Annotated in this window: 21 protein-coding genes; 7 read left to right on the top strand and 14 right to left on the bottom strand. The window is 62.0% G+C overall.

Annotation, left to right across the window (positions count from 1 at the left end):
• Position 1 precedes the first annotated feature (1 nt).
• Positions 2–469, bottom strand: coding sequence for a YcgN family cysteine cluster protein (locus tag AC1D17_RS09950; RefSeq protein ID WP_477565237.1), 468 nt, complete (start codon positions 467–469; stop codon positions 2–4).
• A gap of 149 nt (positions 470–618) precedes the next feature.
• On the opposite strand from AC1D17_RS09950, the gene AC1D17_RS09945 reads away from it, so the two are divergent.
• The 3 genes from AC1D17_RS09945 to AC1D17_RS09935 all read left to right on the top strand — a co-directional run bounded on the left by AC1D17_RS09945 (position 619) and on the right by AC1D17_RS09935 (position 4,245).
• Positions 619–2,865, top strand: coding sequence for a transglycosylase domain-containing protein (locus AC1D17_RS09945; protein WP_477565236.1), 2,247 nt, complete (start codon positions 619–621; stop codon positions 2,863–2,865).
• 254 nt (positions 2,866–3,119) lie between these two features.
• Positions 3,120–3,707, top strand: a complete 588-nt coding sequence (locus AC1D17_RS09940; RefSeq protein WP_477565235.1) for a DUF1214 domain-containing protein — start codon at positions 3,120–3,122, stop codon at positions 3,705–3,707.
• Entirely contained in the window at positions 3,700–4,245 is a 546-nt protein-coding gene (locus AC1D17_RS09935; RefSeq protein WP_477565234.1) for a DUF1254 domain-containing protein, read from the top strand. The genes AC1D17_RS09940 and AC1D17_RS09935 overlap by 8 nt, the downstream gene beginning before the upstream one ends.
• Positions 4,246–4,416: 171 nt before the next feature.
• Here the strand turns inward: AC1D17_RS09935 and AC1D17_RS09930 are convergent, their stop codons facing one another.
• Entirely contained in the window at positions 4,417–4,617 is a 201-nt protein-coding gene (locus AC1D17_RS09930) for a hypothetical protein (RefSeq protein WP_477565233.1), read from the bottom strand.
• 398 nt (positions 4,618–5,015) lie between these two features.
• Positions 5,016–5,303: a hypothetical protein gene (locus AC1D17_RS09925; protein WP_477565232.1), complete on the bottom strand. Its 288-nt coding sequence runs from the start codon at positions 5,301–5,303 to the stop codon at positions 5,016–5,018.
• Between the two features lie 366 nt (positions 5,304–5,669).
• Between AC1D17_RS09925 and AC1D17_RS09920 the strand changes: the two genes are divergently transcribed.
• Positions 5,670–6,365, top strand: coding sequence for an SH3 domain-containing protein (locus AC1D17_RS09920; RefSeq protein ID WP_477565267.1), 696 nt, complete (start codon positions 5,670–5,672; stop codon positions 6,363–6,365).
• A gap of 205 nt (positions 6,366–6,570) precedes the next feature.
• Here AC1D17_RS09920 and AC1D17_RS09915 read toward each other — a convergent pair whose 3' ends face one another.
• Entirely contained in the window at positions 6,571–6,705 is a 135-nt protein-coding gene (locus AC1D17_RS09915) for a hypothetical protein (protein ID WP_477565231.1), read from the bottom strand.
• Between the two features lie 137 nt (positions 6,706–6,842).
• On the opposite strand from AC1D17_RS09915, the gene AC1D17_RS09910 reads away from it, so the two are divergent.
• On the top strand, positions 6,843–7,883 hold the full coding sequence (locus AC1D17_RS09910) for a DUF2336 domain-containing protein (RefSeq protein WP_477565230.1): 1,041 nt from the start codon (positions 6,843–6,845) through the stop codon (positions 7,881–7,883).
• Between the two features lie 12 nt (positions 7,884–7,895).
• Here AC1D17_RS09910 and AC1D17_RS09905 read toward each other — a convergent pair whose 3' ends face one another.
• The 3 genes from AC1D17_RS09905 to AC1D17_RS09895 form a co-directional block, all read right to left on the bottom strand.
• The gene (locus AC1D17_RS09905) at positions 7,896–8,243 is read right to left on the bottom strand and encodes a DUF1491 family protein (protein WP_477565229.1); all 348 of its coding nucleotides are present in this window, start codon (positions 8,241–8,243) and stop codon (positions 7,896–7,898) included.
• Between the two features lie 124 nt (positions 8,244–8,367).
• Positions 8,368–9,363, bottom strand: coding sequence for a peptidoglycan-binding domain-containing protein (locus AC1D17_RS09900; RefSeq protein ID WP_477565228.1), 996 nt, complete (start codon positions 9,361–9,363; stop codon positions 8,368–8,370).
• On the bottom strand, positions 9,335–10,909 hold the full coding sequence (locus AC1D17_RS09895) for a sensor histidine kinase (RefSeq protein ID WP_477565266.1): 1,575 nt from the start codon (positions 10,907–10,909) through the stop codon (positions 9,335–9,337). Before AC1D17_RS09895 ends, AC1D17_RS09900 begins: the two co-directional genes overlap by 29 nt.
• Positions 10,910–11,504: 595 nt before the next feature.
• Between AC1D17_RS09895 and AC1D17_RS09890 the strand changes: the two genes are divergently transcribed.
• Together AC1D17_RS09890 and AC1D17_RS09885 are read left to right on the top strand one after the other, a co-directional pair.
• Complete coding sequence (locus AC1D17_RS09890) at positions 11,505–11,954, top strand: DUF5330 domain-containing protein (RefSeq protein ID WP_477565227.1); 450 nt, start codon at positions 11,505–11,507, stop codon at positions 11,952–11,954.
• A gap of 155 nt (positions 11,955–12,109) precedes the next feature.
• Positions 12,110–12,532, top strand: coding sequence for a SufE family protein (locus tag AC1D17_RS09885; protein WP_477565265.1), 423 nt, complete (start codon positions 12,110–12,112; stop codon positions 12,530–12,532).
• A 201-nt stretch (positions 12,533–12,733) separates the two neighbouring features.
• Here the strand turns inward: AC1D17_RS09885 and AC1D17_RS09880 are convergent, their stop codons facing one another.
• From AC1D17_RS09880 to AC1D17_RS09850, 7 genes are all read right to left on the bottom strand, one after another.
• Positions 12,734–13,597, bottom strand: a complete 864-nt coding sequence (locus tag AC1D17_RS09880; RefSeq protein WP_477565226.1) for a DUF6456 domain-containing protein — start codon at positions 13,595–13,597, stop codon at positions 12,734–12,736.
• Positions 13,590–14,057 carry a helix-turn-helix domain-containing protein gene (locus AC1D17_RS09875; protein ID WP_477565225.1) on the bottom strand — a complete coding sequence of 156 codons (468 nt, stop codon included), beginning with the start codon at positions 14,055–14,057 and terminating at the stop codon, positions 13,590–13,592. Before AC1D17_RS09875 ends, AC1D17_RS09880 begins: the two co-directional genes overlap by 8 nt.
• Positions 14,058–14,291: 234 nt before the next feature.
• On the bottom strand, positions 14,292–14,723 hold the full coding sequence (locus AC1D17_RS09870; RefSeq protein WP_477565224.1) for a Ros/MucR family transcriptional regulator: 432 nt from the start codon (positions 14,721–14,723) through the stop codon (positions 14,292–14,294).
• A gap of 621 nt (positions 14,724–15,344) precedes the next feature.
• On the bottom strand, positions 15,345–15,707 hold the full coding sequence (mnhG, locus tag AC1D17_RS09865; RefSeq protein ID WP_477565223.1) for a monovalent cation/H(+) antiporter subunit G: 363 nt from the start codon (positions 15,705–15,707) through the stop codon (positions 15,345–15,347).
• Complete coding sequence (locus tag AC1D17_RS09860; RefSeq protein WP_477565222.1) at positions 15,707–16,084, bottom strand: cation:proton antiporter; 378 nt, start codon at positions 16,082–16,084, stop codon at positions 15,707–15,709. The genes mnhG and AC1D17_RS09860 overlap by 1 nt, the downstream gene beginning before the upstream one ends.
• Positions 16,081–16,557 (bottom strand): Na+/H+ antiporter subunit E, encoded by a 477-nt coding sequence (locus AC1D17_RS09855; protein ID WP_477565221.1) that lies wholly within the window; start codon positions 16,555–16,557, stop codon positions 16,081–16,083. The genes AC1D17_RS09860 and AC1D17_RS09855 overlap by 4 nt, the downstream gene beginning before the upstream one ends.
• Entirely contained in the window at positions 16,554–18,113 is a 1,560-nt protein-coding gene (locus tag AC1D17_RS09850) for a Na+/H+ antiporter subunit D (RefSeq protein WP_477565220.1), read from the bottom strand. The genes AC1D17_RS09855 and AC1D17_RS09850 overlap by 4 nt, the downstream gene beginning before the upstream one ends.
• Positions 18,114–18,118 lie beyond the last annotated feature (5 nt).

The raw sequence follows: 18,118 nt of genomic DNA, 5'->3' as shown, positions 1-18,118 counted from the left end.
TCTAGCGCTCGCCGCGCTCGCCCACCGTCAGCGGCCAGGTCACCAGATAGTCCTCCAGATCCTCGACATCGATATCGTCCTCGGACACGGTGCGGCCGCGCACCGAAATGCCCGCCTGATGCACGGTTTCCGGGTCGCCCGATATCAGCGGATGCCACCAGTAGAGGTCGAGCCCGTCGCGCACCAGCCGGTAGCCGCAGGTCGGCGGCAGCCAGCTCAGCGTCTCCACCTCTTCCGGCGTCAGCTGGATACAGTCCGGCACCGTCGCCTGCCGGTTGGGATAGTCCTTGCACCGGCAGCTCTCGCCATCAAGCAGCGTGCAGCCGACACTGGTCCAGGCGATCTCGCCCGTATCCCAGTCCTCCAGCTTGTTGAGACAACAGAGCCCGCAGCCGTCGCAGAGGCTTTCCCACTCGGCATTCGTCATTTCTGCCAGCGATTTCGTCTTCCAGAAGGGCTGTTCGCCCATGCGCATTTCTTTCATCCGTTGGATTTTTACCGGCAATTTTACAAAAAATTGGCGGATTTTTTAAGGCTCATTACCGATATCGACGTAGAATAGAAACCCGGCCCATGCAAAGATTGCCAGGGACTTGAAGCCATCAGGATGCGACCGCGTTGCAGGATCCAAGCCAAGACGACAGCCCGAACCAGGAAAACAGCGTTCCCGACGACGGCCGTCCAAGGAAGCGCCATATCCTGCTGCGTATCGATTCGTGGATCGATTCGACCGTCTGGAATGCCGGTTTCCGGCTCGGCGTCTGGTGGGAGGACATCACCATCTTCTCCCGCCGCTTTTCCGTGCGCGGCTGGAAAAAGGCGCTGTTCGAAGTGCTCGGCGAATGCATGACCTGGGGCACCGCCGGTTCGGTGCTGATGCTGGCGCTCGCCCTTCCCGCCTTTGAGGAAACCAAGGGAAACTGGCGGGCGCAGGGCGATTTCGCCGTCRCTTTCCTTGATCGCTACGGCAACGAGATCGGCCATCGCGGCATCATCCACGAGGATTCCGTGCCGATCGACGAACTGCCGGACACGCTGATCAAGGCGGTTCTGGCCACCGAGGACCGCCGCTTCTTCGATCACTACGGCATCGATTTCCTCGGCCTGTCCCGCGCCATGACGGAAAACGCCCGGGCCGGCGGTGTCGTGCAGGGCGGCTCGACGCTGACCCAGCAGCTGGCGAAGAACCTGTTCCTGTCGAACGAGCGCACCATCGAGCGCAAGATCAAGGAGGCCTTCCTCGCCGTCTGGCTCGAATGCAACCTGTCGAAAAAGGAAATCCTGCGCCTCTATCTCGACCGCGCCTATATGGGCGGCGGCACGTTCGGGGCGGCAGCGGCCTCGCAGTTCTATTTCGGCAAGAACATCACCGATATCAATCTGGCCGAAAGCGCCATGCTGGCCGGCCTGTTCAAGGCCCCTGCCCGCTATGCGCCGCATGTCAACCTGCCGGCCGCCCGCGCCCGCGCCAACGAGGTTTTGACCAATCTCGTCCAGGGCGGGCTGATGACCGAAGGCCAGGTGATCGCCGCGCGGCTCAACCCGGCAACGGTCATCGACCGCGCCCAGGTCAGCGCCCCCGACTTCTTCCTCGATTGGGCTTTCGACGAGACGCGCCGCATCGCCACACCCTTCGCCCAGCACTCGCTGGTGGTCCGTACCACCATCGATATGGGCCTGCAGCAGGCGGCGGAGGAATCCGTTGAATCGAGTCTGCGGCAGTACGGCGAGAGCTACAAGGTCAAGCAGGGCGCCATGGTGATGATCGAGAACGGCGGCCCCGTGCGCGCCATGGTCGGAGGCCGCGACTATGGCGAAAGCCAGTTCAATCGCGCCACCAAGGCTTTGCGCCAGCCGGGCTCTTCCTTCAAGGTCTATACCTATACCGCCGCGATGGAAAAAGGCTTCAAGCCGGAGTCCACCATCAGCGATGCGCCTGTCACCTGGCGCGGCTGGTCGCCGCAGAATTACGGCCGCAGTTATTCCGGCCGGGTCACGCTGTTGACCGCCATTGCCAAGTCGATCAACACCGTCCCAGTGCGCCTTGCCAAGGATGAACTCGGCACCGAGGTCATCGCCGCAACCGCAAAGAAGATGGGTGTCGAAACCCCTATCCGTACCGACAAGACCATGCCGCTCGGCACCTCCGAGGTGACCGTTCTCGACCAGGCGACGGCCTATGCGGTCTTTCCGGCCGGCGGCCTGCAATCGCGCCGCCACGGCATCAGCCAGATCCTCAATTATGACGGCGATATCCTCTACGACTTCAACCGCGATGAACCTGCGGCCACGCGCGTCGTCAGCGAACAGGCCAATGCCAAGATGAACTACATGCTCACCCAGATCCCGATCATCGGCACCGCCCGCAAGGCAGCGCTCGACAACGGCATCGTCGTGGGCGGCAAGACCGGCACCACCCAGGCCTATCGCGACGCCTGGTTCATCGGTTTTACCGGCGATTATACGACCGCCGTCTGGTTCGGAAACGACGACTATACCTCGACCAACAACATGACAGGCGGCTCGCTGCCGGCGATGACCTTCAAGCGGCTGATGGACTATGCCGAACAGGGCATCGAACACCGCGCCATCCCCGGTATCGAAAACCCGCTGCCGGGGCCGGATGAGAAGAAAAAGGCGGCCGAGACCGCCGCCGCCAAACCCGCAGACGAAAACGCCCTGCCGCCGCTCGTGCGTCCCCGCTCGCTTTCCTCGGAGGTCACCCGCCTGCTGAAATCGATCGGCGAAAAGTTCAACACCGCCCCGCCGTTGAAGGCCCCGGCGGAAGTCCCCGGCAAGGTCGCCGAAATCGACCCGCAACCGACCGGCAATATCGTCAAGGGAGGCCGGGATGCGAGGCGGTGATGGCTGTCTATCCATAACGATGGCGATGGCCGCTCTCCCGCCTAGCCGCCCCCCCTCTGTCCCTCCGGGACATCTCCCCCACGAGGGGGGAGATTGGCCGGGAGATTCGTGCCTCATCCGTAAGGTGGCCAATGAAGTTTATGGCGATCTCCCCCCTTGTGGGGGAGATGTCCCGGAGGGATAGAGGAGGGTACGCAACCTCTGACCTTCAGCATCATTCCCCGCACATTCCCGCAAATCACCGGTAGCCCGCTTTGTTCCGCATCCCCCTCCTCGTCGCCCTTGCCCTCGCCGTCGCCTTCGGCGTCGGTATCGTCTCGAGCGTGTCTGCCCTGAAAGCCACGGTCGGCTTCGGGGCGATTGCGCTTGGTCCGTGGGTAGCCTTTCCCGAGGCGCAAACGGAAAATACCGATCCCTATGCCAAGGCGCACCGGGCGCGCGCCGGCAAGCTGCTCTATGGCGGTGCGGAAGGCCTGCAATTTACCGCCGCCATCGACAGCGCCGGCGAAAAGCTGTCCTCCGGCTGTACCTACGATATCGCCGGCATCACGCCGCCCGCCCGCTTCTGGACGCTGTATGCGACCACTGCCAACGACCAGCCGATGAAGACCGGCCCGGAGCTGCCGGCGGCAACCAATGCCTGGACGGTGCTGCGCCGGCCCGACAGTTCCTTCGTCATCCATGTCTCGCCGGTCGCCCAGCCGGACAACTGGCTGGCAACGCGCCGCGTCGGCGCCTTCAAGCTGGTGCTGACCCTGCTCGATACCCCGACGGCCGGTTCTTCCGGTGTCATCGATCTGGCCATGCCGACGATCGTCAAGACGGGGTGCCCGGATGCGTAGCGCGCTTTTCGCAATCCTCGTCGGGCTCGTCGGGGCAGCCCTCTTGCACATCGTCATCATTCTGGCCTTGCCGCAATTTACCGGCAAGGATGCCTATAGCCGGGTGCTCGGCCTCTACGAGATGGACAGCTTCTTTCCGCTCACCGGCGAGCCCGGTCCGACGGGGCTTGCCAATGACGATCCGTTCCTGCGGGTTGCCGTCTGCGGTTTTTCGGTCGATGCCGGACCGGCCCGCTTCGTCGCCAAGGGCGCCATACCGTTCTGGTCGCTGGTCATCTACGATGCCAATTCCAACGAGATTTTCAGCATGAACGACCATACGGCGGTCAACGGCAATCTCGATCTGGTCATGGCCACGCCGATCCAGCTCGTTGATCTGAGAAAGACGCCGCCTGCAAGTCTCGCTCAGTCGATCATGGTGGAAATGCCGGATGAGGAAGGCTACGCCGTCCTGCGCGCCCTGGCGCCGACGGACAGCTATGAAGAAACCGTGCGCAACTTCCTGGCCGAATCCAGCTGCGAACCCTTCCGGCGGTAGTTTTCAGGCCGGCAGTCGTTTTCAGGGAAATATTGCAGCCGCCGTTTTACGGCGGGCAATCTTCAAATCATCGGGATCTTCAAATCATTGGGATGCAATGCACCGGACTGGCGATGCCGTTCGAAAAGAAGCCGAAGCGCTGCTGAAAAAGCGCTGTGCCAGCAAGGAACGTCAGTGCTTCTTTGCCCCGCCTGAAGCCGGTTTCGCCCCTGGGGCAGGTTTCGCCAGCGTGCCGCCGGGATGACCGTCCAGCCGCTCGTAGCGGATGCCGGTAAACAACAGGATCACCGCATTGCTGGGGGCAATCGGACCCATGGATGGTTTCGGCGGGGCCCGCACAAGGCGGTCCTCCAGTCTGATAACGTCTGCCATGCTCGTCTCCAAAAAAACGGTTGAGACGGATGAACTACCGTACTGATTTCACCCTGCCCGTTTTGCGGGCTGACGCGGTCCCTTTGCCGTCAGGCTTTGGGCATCTGCGCCTTTCTCGTTGCTCCTTCTTCCGGGAATTCCGGATTTCATGCCATTTCACATGCGAGAATGCCGATGAGGTCCATGGACATCACCTGCCGTCAGATTGAGCCATACGATAGTTAACAGCTCCTTAATGGTCAAAACCTCAATTGACGCGAAACGCATTGAGATCCGGCCCTCAAAACTGACGTCTCCGGAACCATGGCACCGGACAATGTTCCCGCCTTGCAAGACCCAATATAGCCAGGCATTCGCACCATGGATGTTCCGCGCGGAACATCCATGGGCCAAGACGTTTAGCGCCGTGCAAGCAGACCGAACACGAAAGAGACGCCGGCAATCGCCAGCAGCGTCGAAACGGGCTCTTCGCGGATGCGGTCACGCAGCCGTTCCGCCAGCACATCGACTTCCGACGCCGCGACGGCCTTGGCACTGCTGCCGATGGCCGAAACTGACTCGGTCAGGCGGGCAATTTCGGCGCGCAGCTCAGCCAGCTGGTTCTCAAGATCGGCTTTTGCCGCGCTGGCTTCGATCCCGGCTAAATCGGCGTCGTTTGGCACAGTTGCGAATTTCTTTTCGACCATGGTCAGGGCTCCTTTTGCAATCCTGCCTCAACGCTTCAGTCCGGATTTGGTTCCCCGCATTCCTGCGGCCGGATCGTGACCCCTCCCACCCATTTCATTGGTGGTTTGTCATCGTGCGCCATTGCCTTGCCCATCGCCCGTTGCCATTGCCGCACGTCTCCGGAACGAAGCAGGAGACGTGCGCGTTTATCTGCACGAAACATAAAAGTCGGGCACACCGACCACCTCAAAAAAGACACAAAAACAACGGTGTTTGCGGCGAACCGCGCGACTGCAACTGCAACGCACGCCGGATGCACTGGGATCGATGGACAGGGCCAGTTGGACAGGGATGGAACACCGATGACGAAACCGCGACAATATTCATTGAAATCGGCGCTGATCGCGATAGCCGCAACGACGGCGGCTTTTCTGCTGCCGGTTGCCGCTCAGGCGGCGGAAGGCTTTGCGACGGCGAATGTCAACATGCGCTCCGGCCCCAGCACGCGGTACCCGGCCGTCACCGTCATTCCCGCCGGCACGGCAGTTGAAATTCATGGCTGTCTTGCCGACGTGCCCTGGTGCGACGTGTCCTTCTATGACGGCCGGGGATGGGTCGCTGGCCGGTATGTCCAGGCGCTGTACCAGCAGCGGCGCGTTTACGTCGAGCCCGATTACTACGACTCGCTCGGCATTCCGCTGGTGACATTCGAGTTCGGCACCTACTGGGACCGCCACTATCGCAACCGCGACTTCTATAGAGAGCGGGATTATTACCGGCGCGACCGCGACAGGGATCGCTACAATTCGGACCGCCGCCCACGGCGCGATTACAACACCTATGAGCGCCCGCGCTACAACGATGAGGATGGCATCGTCATCGAACGTCCAGGGCGTGACCGTGACCGCGACCGTGACCGGGAACGCATCGAGCGCCGCCGCGACGACAATGCCCGCCAGTTCGAAAACGAGCTGAGCAACCGGCGTGAACGGGATCGCGAGCGCATCGAACGCCGCAATCGCAACAGCGGCGGCCCGCAGGGTGGCGGCGATTGCCGCCCCCGCGACCCGAACTGCTACTAGGCGAATCGTCACGCACTGAGCGACGGGCGGCACTGCCGCCCGTTTTCGCATAGCCAAACACGCTAAAGCCGATTTAACCGAATAAGATCATTGCTCCGCCGAGCGCCCCTGAGAAATTCGCGCGAAGTGCCCGCCGGTGCAGGGCAATAGCCCCTTTTCCCGCCGGTAAACGGAATGTTAACCACGTCTGTCTATTCTCACTTCATCATTCAGCCATGGTCGGCAGGATCCGCATCGCCTTCGTCGGAACCAGTGTTTTCAGCGCCTTGGCGTCGATGATAGTGGGAATATCAGCGGCGTTCGGCGATATCCCTTCCGCCTGTGCCTGAAATTTCGACACCCTTTCGGACGAATGGCAAAGCCCCTCTGTCCGAAATCGGGACAATGATGTTGTGCGTATGAGTGGGTGTATCCGTGGCGGACCGGTTTCGTGAGTTGGAAAGACCGCAGACAGGGCGGCTGAAGGACGTGGTCCTGATGGCGACCGTGACCGGTTTCGAGGGCCTGCGTCATCCCCGCCGGACCGAACTCAAGCAATTTGCCGAACTGTTCGACCCGCTTTTTTCCGCTTCCAGCGATGAAGCCCGCCGCCAGGCCGCCGCCGCCCTCTCCCAATGCCAGCATGTACCGGCATCGGTGGCGCTTGAAATCGGCAGTGCGCCGATTTCCATTGCCGCGATATTCCTCACCCGCTCCGCCTCGATCGACGACGCAACGCTGCTGCAGGTCATTCGCACCCAGGGGGCCGCGCACGCCACCGCGATTGCCCGCCGCGACAATCTTTCGGTTCGTGTGGTCGATGCCCTTGTCGAGCGCCGCCAGACGGCACTTGCACAGGTAAATATGGCAGCCTCCGCCCCGCCCGCCCTCCCCAGTGCGCGGGCCGCTGACGAGGCGCCGCAGCGCCAGCCAGATGCGGCAGTGCAGGATCTGGCGCCTGCGCAGGACACGCCGGCGGCGAAACTGCTGCGCGAGGAAAAATTGCGCGGCGATCTCAAGTCGCTGGCGCGCGTCATCCAGAAGACCGCACCGGCGGCGCCGGTCATCGAGCCGCTGGACCCGCTGCACGAGGCCCTGCTCGTTCGTTTTGCCCGTTCCGGCGAGGCCAATCTCTTCGCCGCCAGTCTGTCGGCTGCCCTGTCCTCCAGCCCCGAGCTCGGCGAGCGGATCTTGCTCGACATATCCGGCCAGCAGCTCGCCACCACGCTGACGGCGCTCGACATGCATGCCGATGACAGCCGTTTCATACTCTGCGCCCTCTATCCGGACCTTGCCGAACGCCTCGGCGGCACGACGCGCGGCGAGGCGCTGCTCGCCTCGCTAACCAGCGAGACCTGCCGCGTCCGCGTCCAAGCCTGGCTGCAGTCGGACCGGAAGGATACGGTCGGCCCATCCGGGCATCAGACCTACCTGTCGCCGGACCGTGGCAGCGACCCGCGTCAGACGGCAGCGCGGCAGGACCCGGCCCGCAGTGCAGCCGATGTCCAGCAGAAACGGACGTTTGGCCGCGGCCGCTGAGTTTTCACGGGTTTAGCTGGTTTTCTCGCTCACGACGTCGAACAGACCGCCGCGCGCATCCACTTCGATCTCCACCACCCAGCAATCCGGATCGAAACGGATTTCGCGGGCAATCGCCTGATCGATCGCCTCGGCCTCACCATTGTCCAGCCGGATTTCGAACAGCCGGCCGGGCGCCGGGTCATCGAAGAAACTCTGGGGGGCCGGCGCATACAGCGTTTCGGTGCCAAGGCGCGACCGTTGACGGATGAAGATCGCGCCGGCCTCGCCTGCCCCCTTGCGCAGCACGGCCGCATAGCCGCCAAGGCCAAAAACCCGGCGCACGAGGGCGGAAACGAAGATATCGGATTTCAGGCGCATGGATGGCTGATACACCGGCCCGGGCTTGAGCGCAAACTGCAGCCCGACAGCACCGCATGCAGTCGTCCGGCGCGTTCCATTCTGCGCTGGAGCGGAAGCGACCTCGGGATCGCGTCTAAAAAACTCAGAGCGCGCCGATTTCCTTCATCTTTTTCAGCACCTTGTCGCTCGGCTGGCCGGTTTCGGGCAGGCGGTAGTGCTTTTCGAAATGGCGGATCGCCGAGCGCGTCTGCTCGCCTGCCACGCCATCGACCGACACATCGCTATAGGCAAGATTGCTCAGGCCCTTCTGGATGTTCATCACCAGTTCGCTGGACGCGGGGATATCGGCTTTCGGGATATATTGCGGATCGATTTCGGCATTGCGGATCGCCGCTGCCACCGGATCAAGTTCGCCCTTGCCGCCCTTGACGTTCTCATAGGGCCGCTGCGCCGGTTTGGCTGCGGCAAGCGTCTTGGCCCGTGCCTGCGGTGCGTCGCCCTGCGGGTTTTCCTCCCCCTGCAAGACCGCCAGCAGCGTGTCGCTTGCAGATCCCGTCTCCGGACGGCCCGCCTGTTTTTCGAAGCGCAGGATCGCGGCGGACGTTTTCGGGCCGGTCTTGCCGTCGGCAGGACCATCGTAGAGGCCGCGGCGCGCCAGTTCCTTCTGGATGCCGGCCACCAGCGCGGCATCGGTCGCGCCCGGCTGCGGCTGGGCGGCCTCTGAAACGGCTTGCCGCTCCGGTTGCGGCTGTTTAATGCTGGCAGTCTGCTGCTGTTCGTCCTCGCGCTGGATGACGAAGGTCGTCACCTTGCGCGGCGAGAGACTGTCGTCCCCGGCACCGATTTTGGCGGACTGCGGATCGCTCAACGGCAGGCGCGTGCGCAGGAACGGCGACGGATGCGCGCCCGGCTGATACCACATGGCATTGGCGGCGACGAAGCTGAAGGCAATGGCAAAGGCCAGCGAACCACCGAAGGCGCGCGGATTGCGCGACGCCAGACGGCCAGCGGAAGTCAGACCGCGCATCGCCAAGCGACCGGTCAAGAGGCCACCGCTGACAAGGCCACCGGCGACAAGGCCCGGGCCGCGCTGCGCCTTCTTTTTCTTCTCAGGCCGTTTTCGTTTGCGAGCCGTCATGACCAGCACCCCCGTTCATTCCATCGGCATCCTTCCGGCTTGCTTCCGGATCAGGCTGACCGTTCGTCTTACCCCGCCTACGCTCCTTCAGGCGCGGCGGAAACTCCACCATTGTCTGTTCCACAGGTTCCTGCCCGTCGATGCCGGTAATGCCGGAGCCGTCGAGCGCGATCGTCACCGTGATCACTGTCCCTTCGCCCGGACGGCTGCGGATGTCGAACTGCCCGCCATGCAGCGCCACCAGCCCCTTGACCAGCGACAGGCCAAGCCCCGTCCCCTCGTATTTTCGGGTATAGTCGTTCTGGATCTGCACAAAGGGCTGACCGAGCGTCGGCAGTCTGTCCTCGGCGATACCGATGCCGGTATCGCTGACGATCAGATTGAGATTTTGGCCGGAAATTTCGGCGTCGATGGTAACGAGGCCGCCGCGATCGGTGAACTTGATGGCATTGCCGACCAGGTTGATCAGGATCTGCTGGATGGCGCGCTGGTCGGCATTGACCTCGCCGACATTGCGCATGATCCGGCTCGTCAGCTGCACGCCCTTTTCGCGCGCCTGCAGGCCAAGCATCGCCTCGCAGGCATTGACGGCATCGGCGACCCGGAACGGCTCCGGCATCAGCTCATAACGGCCGGCCTCGATCTTGCTCATGTCGAGCATGGTGTTGACGACAGACAGGAGATGGGCGCCCGACTGGTTGATCAGCGAGACATATTCGCGCTGCCGGTCATTTTCGAGCTTGCCGAAATATTCGCCGGCGAGAATGTCGGAAAAGCCGAGGATGGCATTGAGCGGCGTGCGCAGCTCATGGCTGACGGCCGCGAGGAACCGGGTCTTGGCATCATTGGCGGATTCGGCAAGCCCGGCCTTGTAGATGACCTCGGCGCGCAGCCGCGCCTCTTCGGAGACGTCGTGCGACTGGACGAGAATGGCAAATTCCCCCTCAGCCTCGCCAAGCGCCGTCATTTCGCAGCGCATGTGGACGAACTGCTCGCCGCCGGCAAAGACGTTCGGGCGTTCCAGCCGGATGTCGATGGCCGCCTGTCGATTGCCCTGGCGCAGCGTGTCGATGGCCTGGAGAAAGAGGATGCGATCGGAAACGTGGATCTGCTCGATAAACCCCCGGCCGTAGGGATTGCGCATCCAGGCGAGATAGGCCTCCGCATCCCGGCCATGAACGGCCGTGACCGACCCGCGGATATCATGGATCGTCACCAGACCGGCAAAGCAATCATAATGGCGGGCGCCGGTATCGGCCGGCGTCTCCCGGTCTGCGACAATGGATTGAACCAGCATCCGGTTGCGTTGATAGGCAATGCCGCCGACAGTCGCGACCAGTGCTGCGGCGCACACCAGGGCTGCGCCGACCGGCAGCGCCAGCGAAACCGGCAAAGCGGCGGAAAGGGCGAGAGGGACCGTCGGGAACGCGACGAGAGCCGAGGCAGCGACTGCCCGGACGACAGCGAACTCGCGGCTTGCCTCCGGCTCCCCCGCCACCTGACGGGGCAGCCAAAGGCGCGCCGCGTCATCGACGCGGGACGCCATCCTGCCGGCAATGTTACGCAATACTCTCAACGCCTGACCCTGTACGCTCGTTCTTTTTCCGGACCCCGTCATGGTTCCGTCCTTTATGGGCACGCTGTCATCCACGGCCGGAGATGGTCTTTTTGGATGATCGCTTTGCACATCCGAATTTCGCACTGGCGGCTTAATGAAAGGATAAATGAAACTGCGACAAATCCCGCGAAAGGCCCTCAAAGTCCCATTCCGGCACAAATCGCCGGGGCTTTGTCTTTTGTGGTTAATGGGGTGTAAGCGCCGGATTTTAGGGGCTTTTCGGCTCCGCATTAACCTGTGTGGCCATACGACCCGGCCGCGGTTCCCACGTTTCAAGCGTTGGCCGGTTCCTTGCCGCCTTGAACCTTAACGGCGACCGTTAAAATGCGCGATAAATGCCGTTCAAATGCCGATAGTTCAAATTTTACGAAAAGACGGTGCAAATGCCACCGGTTTTGGCAAACGCATGTTCCGAATCCCCGCCTAAGGTGTGATGACAAGGTGCCAGACAGGGGGCCAAGGGAGCGAACCCGGCAAAGACCGGACGCAGGTTTGAGTGCCTGACCAAAGGATGGGCAAGACAATGTGGTTTCTGATCAAGGGAACATTCTGGTTTTCGCTGGTGCTGGTGCTTTTGCCGTTTCTCGATCCGGCAAGCACCTCGACGCTGGAAAGAGGCCCGAAGGTCGATGTCGGCGACACCGTGTCGGCCGCCACCGAAGCCTTCGGCTATATCAGCGCCATCTGCGTCGAAAAGCCGGATGTCTGCGTCAAGGGCACCCAGACTTTCGTGGCGCTCGGCCACCGGGCCCGTGAAGGCGCCAAGATCGCCTATCAGTTTCTCGACCAGCAGTTTGCCGAACCGAGCGATGCCGTGACCACGGGAACGGTTGCTCCCGCCAATCAGCCCGCCGTCGACGTCCCCGGCGCAATCGCGGCTGCGGAACAGGTTGCTGCACAGGTAGAGCCTGTCTTCAACAAAATCCCCGTCCCGGAAAAGCGCATCGAGCCGAAGACATCGGTTGCGCGCTAACGCGCCCGGCTTGACGCGACGGTTTTTTAAGACCGCCTGAACCGCCGATTTTACGGCCGCCCGTGAGGAATGCCCTCACGGACTTTCTTTTTGCAGTTCTCATTTCGCCGTCCATCACCTATATGAACGGCATGGACCAGATGAACACATCGCCGATCACGCCGCTTGCCGAGATCATCGACAATTGCGCCTATCTGGACGATTGGCAGGACCGGATGAGCTATGTCATCGAGCTCGGCCGCAAGCTGCCGGAGATGCCGCAAGACAAGCGCACGGCCGACAACAAGGTGCAGGGCTGCGCCAGCCAGGTCTGGCTGGTCACCCATGCCAGTCCTGCGGCAAGCGATCCGATCCTGACCTTCGAGGGCGAATCGGATGCCCATATCGTCCGCGGCCTGGTCGCCATCGCGCTGTCGATCTTTTCCGGCCAGCACGCCTCGGATATCGTCAAGACCGACGCCATCGATCTGTTTGGCCGCATGGGGCTGATCGAATATCTGACGGCGCAGCGCGCCAACGGGTTGCGCTCCATGATCAAGCGCATCAAGGACGAGGCTGCCCGCCAACTGGCGGCCTGAAGCGCATCGCGATCTGTCAGATTCCACAATACACGACAATGGCCCCTCATCCGCCCTATCGGGCACCTTCTCCCCGTTTTGACGGGGAGAAGGGACAAGCGGCAAACTCCGTCATCCCCTCTCCCGCGTGCGGGGAGAAGGCTAGGGTGAGGGGCAACCCAGCCCAAATACGTCGTGTCGTATACCGTTGCGCGACATGCTCTAGAATACAAGATCGCCCGCATCCGGCCGGTAACCCTCCGCTCCCCAGGCATGGCTTCTCCTTGCATCCGGCTTAGGCGGCGCGTAGTGGCGGGCAAGCGCCATCAGGGCGGTTCGCAGCATCAGCTTGGCCGAGCGCGCCGGCCATTGCCGCTCCCGCTCGACGAGTTCCAGCCCCTTCTGGAAGCAGCAGACATCCAGCGCCACGCCGCACAGTTCCGGTCCGATCGCCTCCATCGCCCTGCCGACGCGAAGCCGCGCCGCAAGGGCCGTATCGCAAAGATCGGCCGTGCCGCCGGCACCTCCCCTGGTTTTCGTTGACAGCCGCGGCGCATATTCCATGGTCAGCCGTGGCTGCAATTGCGCGCGGGTAAAATCGGCATGCAGCCTTTCGCCCGCCGCGATCGCCTCAGGCGGCAGCAGGGGCTGGCCGGATTTCTCCTTTAGACGGGCGGCAGCACCGAGCGGCGATTCCAGCTGATTGACCCGGACGACTTGCCGGATGCCGTCCACGGCGATGGTCGCGGTTTGGATTTCGCGGTGCTGCTCCAGGAACGCCTCTTGCGGGTCCACAAGGGCGCGGCGCAGGAAAGCCGGGGCTTGCGCCGTTGCCCGCACGGTGTCACCCTCAACGATAACCAGTCCGAGGGAACGCGCCATGTCAACCGTCGTGCAGGCGACCGGGCGTGACGGGTTGTCTCCACCCCGGCCATCCACCTTACTGCGGCCATCCACCTTGCGGGCGAGCATCATCGCCGCCTCGCCCCGCGTCAGCCGGACTGGAGCATGGGTGGCGACATAGCGGACGAAGCGGACAATGTCCTTTTGCGTGGCGCGGGCGCTATTGGCTTGTGTCTCATGCATGGTCACGTCCTCCCGGCGCACCGAAGAAGCAGGTGACGACGCGCTCCAGCGCGGCGATGAAATCGTCGAAGGCCCGGTCGTCGCGCCGGTCTTCGACGACATTGCAGGCATGGCTGACGGTCGTGCGGTCACGCCCGAAGGAATAGCCGATATCGGTCAGCGAAATCTGCAGAACGACGTGGCAGACATACATGGAGATCTGCCGGACATGGCAGCTGGTGCGGCGGCGGTCACGCCTGAGCGGCACGCGCTCTCCCACCAGCATCACCATCTCCGCCGTCACCTGACGCACGAGGCGGCATCTATGATGGGCGGCAACGGACAAAACCGGGCCCCATGGATCGGCAAGGCTGCCAGATCCCGGCGGTATTGCCGAAGGCTTGACCGGCACCCCGCGCGGCCTCAGGGCCGGCATGGACTGTTTCTGGGACGAGGGCCGATGGGGATTGCTGAGGTGCATGGCTTACTCCTTGTAATAGGAATTAATTCATACACCCTAGTGCGGTCGCGGGGATGAATGAAAGCGCCCACCCACAACCTGTCGTTGTTTTATCAATGTTTTCCGGCACTCCGACAGAAAAATGTAGGTATATTTTCCTCGTCCTTGCATTTTGCGTATCGACCGCGGAAATGAAAAAGCCGGCCTGTGGGAGCCAGGCCGGCTTGGATGTTTTATCGCTGATATGCGTGTGGCTTACTTGGTGCGGCGCTTGCGGCGCTGACCGAGGCCCATTTCCTTGGCGAGGCGCGAGCGCGCTTCGGCATAGGCGGGAGCGACCATCGGATAATCGGCCGGCAGGTCCCACTTCTCGCGATATTCTTCCGGCGACAGCGTATGATGCGTCATCAGGTGGCGCTTCAGCGACTTGAAGGTGCCACCGCATTCCAAACAGGTGATCTGATCGTCCTGAACCGACTTGCGCACAGATACGGCAGGCTTCGGCTTCTCGACCACGACTGCGACCGGAGCCGGGCTGCTGGTATTGTTCAAGGCGGCATGCACGTCGCCGATCAACGACGACAGTTCGGTGACCGGCACAACATGATTGCTGACATAGGCAGCAACGATCTCTGCGGTGAGTTCAACCAGAAGATCGTGGCCCGAGCCAAGCGATAGATCCGTCATTCTTTCTTTCTCCTATCGGAATTCTTCAAATGTGCCGCGAGGGGTTTATCGCGGGCACAGCTAAACCGTACTGAGAAAGCGCCCAAAAAGTCGCTGTTTGCCGCCGCACCAGAGGAACGTCACCCCTGACCACAACTGAAAACAGCGACAAACCTCATAATACTCCCAATTCACAAGGATTGGAATCAGTTACCAAAGCATCGGGACATCCAGACGCCTCAAAGCAACAACCAACACTCACAACCCAAACTGGAATTTCTTACCGAAGTAATATGGAAAGTGGACACTTTGCCGTTACTCGATTAACATCGAACGAGCAAAAGTCCAATAATAATTTATGCGAAATTTAGCCTATTCATCTTGGAAAGTGAAACCAACCGCCTTGGCCGGGGAAACATTACGATACGTTGCCCTCTTGAACGCGGCGTTCGGCTGATAGTCGCCGATATTCTACTTTCGCCCTTCAACACATTTCCCTAAATCAAGCAGATCAAACTTTGACGGTACACATCCTGTTGAATGAAATAGGCTATCCCATCTGAAAAACAAAAGGCCGGCATCATCCGGCCTGAGCGGCCGCATGTTTTGCGGCAGAATACGTTCGAATAAAGGCGTCGCGCTCTAGATCACAGCTGATTTCTGCTTTGATTGTGGCAACTGGTCGGTGACCGAGAGGTTGGTCAACCTGTAGCCTGCCTGATGCGCCGCCTTGGCGAGCAGATGGGCGGAAACCGGCGCCGTTAGAACGAAGAAGGCAAAACCGGCGAGCGCCCGCAACAGGATGGCGGTCTCGCCCGCATGAATGCCGGCGGCCAGAAGAAGCAGGCCGGAGCCGACGGTGCCTGCCTTCGAGGCGGCATGCATGCGGGTATAAAGGTCGGGAAAGCGCAGCAGCCCGAGCGCTGCCAGCACGGTAAAGACAGACCCTGCGACCAAAAGCACGCTGACGGCAATCGCCGTGATCATATCGAGGTCGGCGGCCATTACCGGGCTCCCTTGCGTTTGCGGCGCCCGGACTTCTCGTGCCCGGACTTGTCCTGCTTGGGCTTTGGCCCTGCCTCGCGCCCCTTCTCCGTTTCCGTCGAAAGGCCGCGCGCCAGGATGAAACGGGCAAAGGCGACGGTTGCAAGGAAGCCGACAAGGCTCAGCGCAATGGCGATGTCGATGTAGAGATTGAAGCCGCTTTTGATGGCGATGACGGCGATGAAGCCGATGGCAATCGCCACCAGCATGTCGAGACCGAGCACCCGGTCGGGCAATGCCGGCCCGCGCAGAATCCGCACCACCGTCAAAAGCAGGCCGAGCGACAGGGCAGCAGCAGCGAAATATATCGAATAGGACAGGATTTCGGAGGCACTCACAGCGGAAAGGCCTCCCGGATCCGGCGTTCGAAGCCCATGGAAATTGCCCGTTTTTCGGCCGCCGGATCGTGGCAGTCGAGCGCGTGGACATAAAGGGTCTTGCGATCGTCGGAGACATCGACCGACAGCGTGCCCGGCGTCAGGGTAATCAGATTGGCAAGCAGCGTGATCTCGAAATCGCGGGTCAGCGACAGCGGGAAGGCAAAGATGCCCGGCCGCAGCCGCATATCCGGCCGCAGCACCATGACCGCCACCTTGATGGCCGAGAGCGCCAGTTCCTTGAAGAACAGGGCGGCAAGCAGCAAAAGCTTGACGGGACGGATGCGGCGGCGCGCCGCGGAAAACTGTTCGCGCACCAGCCATAGCGACAGCGCTCCGACGGCAAAGCCGAGCAGCAGATTATGCGCGCTGAAACTGCCCGATACGGCCGTCCAGGTCAGCGTCAGCAGCAGATTGACGAGAAGGAATGTCATGGCGCACCTCCCGCCGGGAAGACGGAGTTGAGATAGGCCGACGGCTCGGCAAGCGCCGATGCGGCCTGCTGGACAAGGTTCATGAGGGGCTCGGGAAACAACCCGATGACAATGCTGAGCGCCGTCAGGACCATGAGCGGCAACAGGGCGGTTGTATCGAGCGGCTCCGGTGTCGCCGATGGCTCAGCGTCCACCGGGCGCCAATAGGCAAGCAAGAACACCCGGCCGGTGGCGATCATGGTCAGGAAGCCGGACAAAAGCAGGATACCCGCCAGCCAGGAAACGCCGGCATCGATGGCAGCCTTGACCAGCATGACCTTCGGCCAGAAACCGGAAAACGGCGGCAGGCCGGACACGGCGAAGAACAGCGTCAGCGACAGCGCCGCAAACAGCAGGTGATGGCGATAGAGCCCGCCGACGCCGGCAAGCGAAAATCCGCCACCAAGGCGGGCGGCAACACCGGCAGCCAGATAGAGCGCCGTCATCACCAGCATGGAATGAAGCGCATAGAAAATCACCGCGCTGATCGCATCCGGGCCGCCAAGCGAAAGGCCGGCAAGCATGGCGCCGATGCCGGAGATGATGAGGTAACCAAGCAGGCGGCGCGTATCGGTCTGCGCCAGCGCGCCGAGCGTGCCGGTGAGCATCGTCAGAACCGCGGCAAACGCAAGGACCGGGCTCAAAAGCGCCCGCTCGGCCGGAAACAGCATGGCGCAGATGCGGATCAGGCCATAGATCCCGACCTTGGTGAGCAGGCCGGCAAACAGCGCCGACACGACGATGCGCGGGGTGTGATAGGAGGCGGGCAGCCAGAAGTTCAGCGGAAACGCGGCAGCCTTCATCGAGAAGGCGAGGATGTAGAGTGCCGTCAGCGTTACCAGCGGTGCCGCCGTCTGCAGCCCCGGCGCCTTGCGCGCAATGTCGGCCATGTTGAGGGTGCCGAAAATTCCGTAGAGGTAGCCGGTGGTGATCAGGAACAGCGTTGTCGCGACGAGATTGAGAAAACCGTATTTGACCGCCCCGTCGATCTGCTCGCGCTCCGAACCCAGCACCAGCAGTCCGAACGACGAGATCAGCAGAACCTCGAACCAGACATAGAGATTGAAGATGTCGCCGGTGAGAAAGGCGCCGCTGACGCCGGCCATCAGCAGCATCAGGAACGGGTAAAAGCCATAGCGCCGGCCGCTTGCATTGATGTCGCCGATCGCCGCCACGGCGCCGGCGAATGCCACCACCGCCGACGTCAACGCAAACAGGGCGCCGGTAAGATCGGCCGTGAACGCGATGCCGAAGGGCGGCAGCCAGCGCCCCATGACCATCGTCACAGGCCCGGATCCTGCCACATGCCAGAGCAGCACGGCATCGAAGAGGATGAGAACGGCAAGCGCTGCCACGGCGATCAGCGGATGCAGCCAGCCTTTGTGGCGGATCATCATCAAGAGAGCGCCGATCGCGATGCACCAGACGGCGGGCAGGATCACCAGCCAGTCGAGCGCCGCCACCGGTTGAAGAACCAGGGCTGCGGAGAGATCGGCGGGAGAAGTGGAAACAGCCATGTCTG

It is taken from the genome of Pararhizobium sp. P1_E7 (assembly GCF_056405855.1).
The sequence above is the reverse complement of the archived record's forward strand: the minus strand, read 5'-3'. Positions and strand labels throughout refer to the sequence as shown.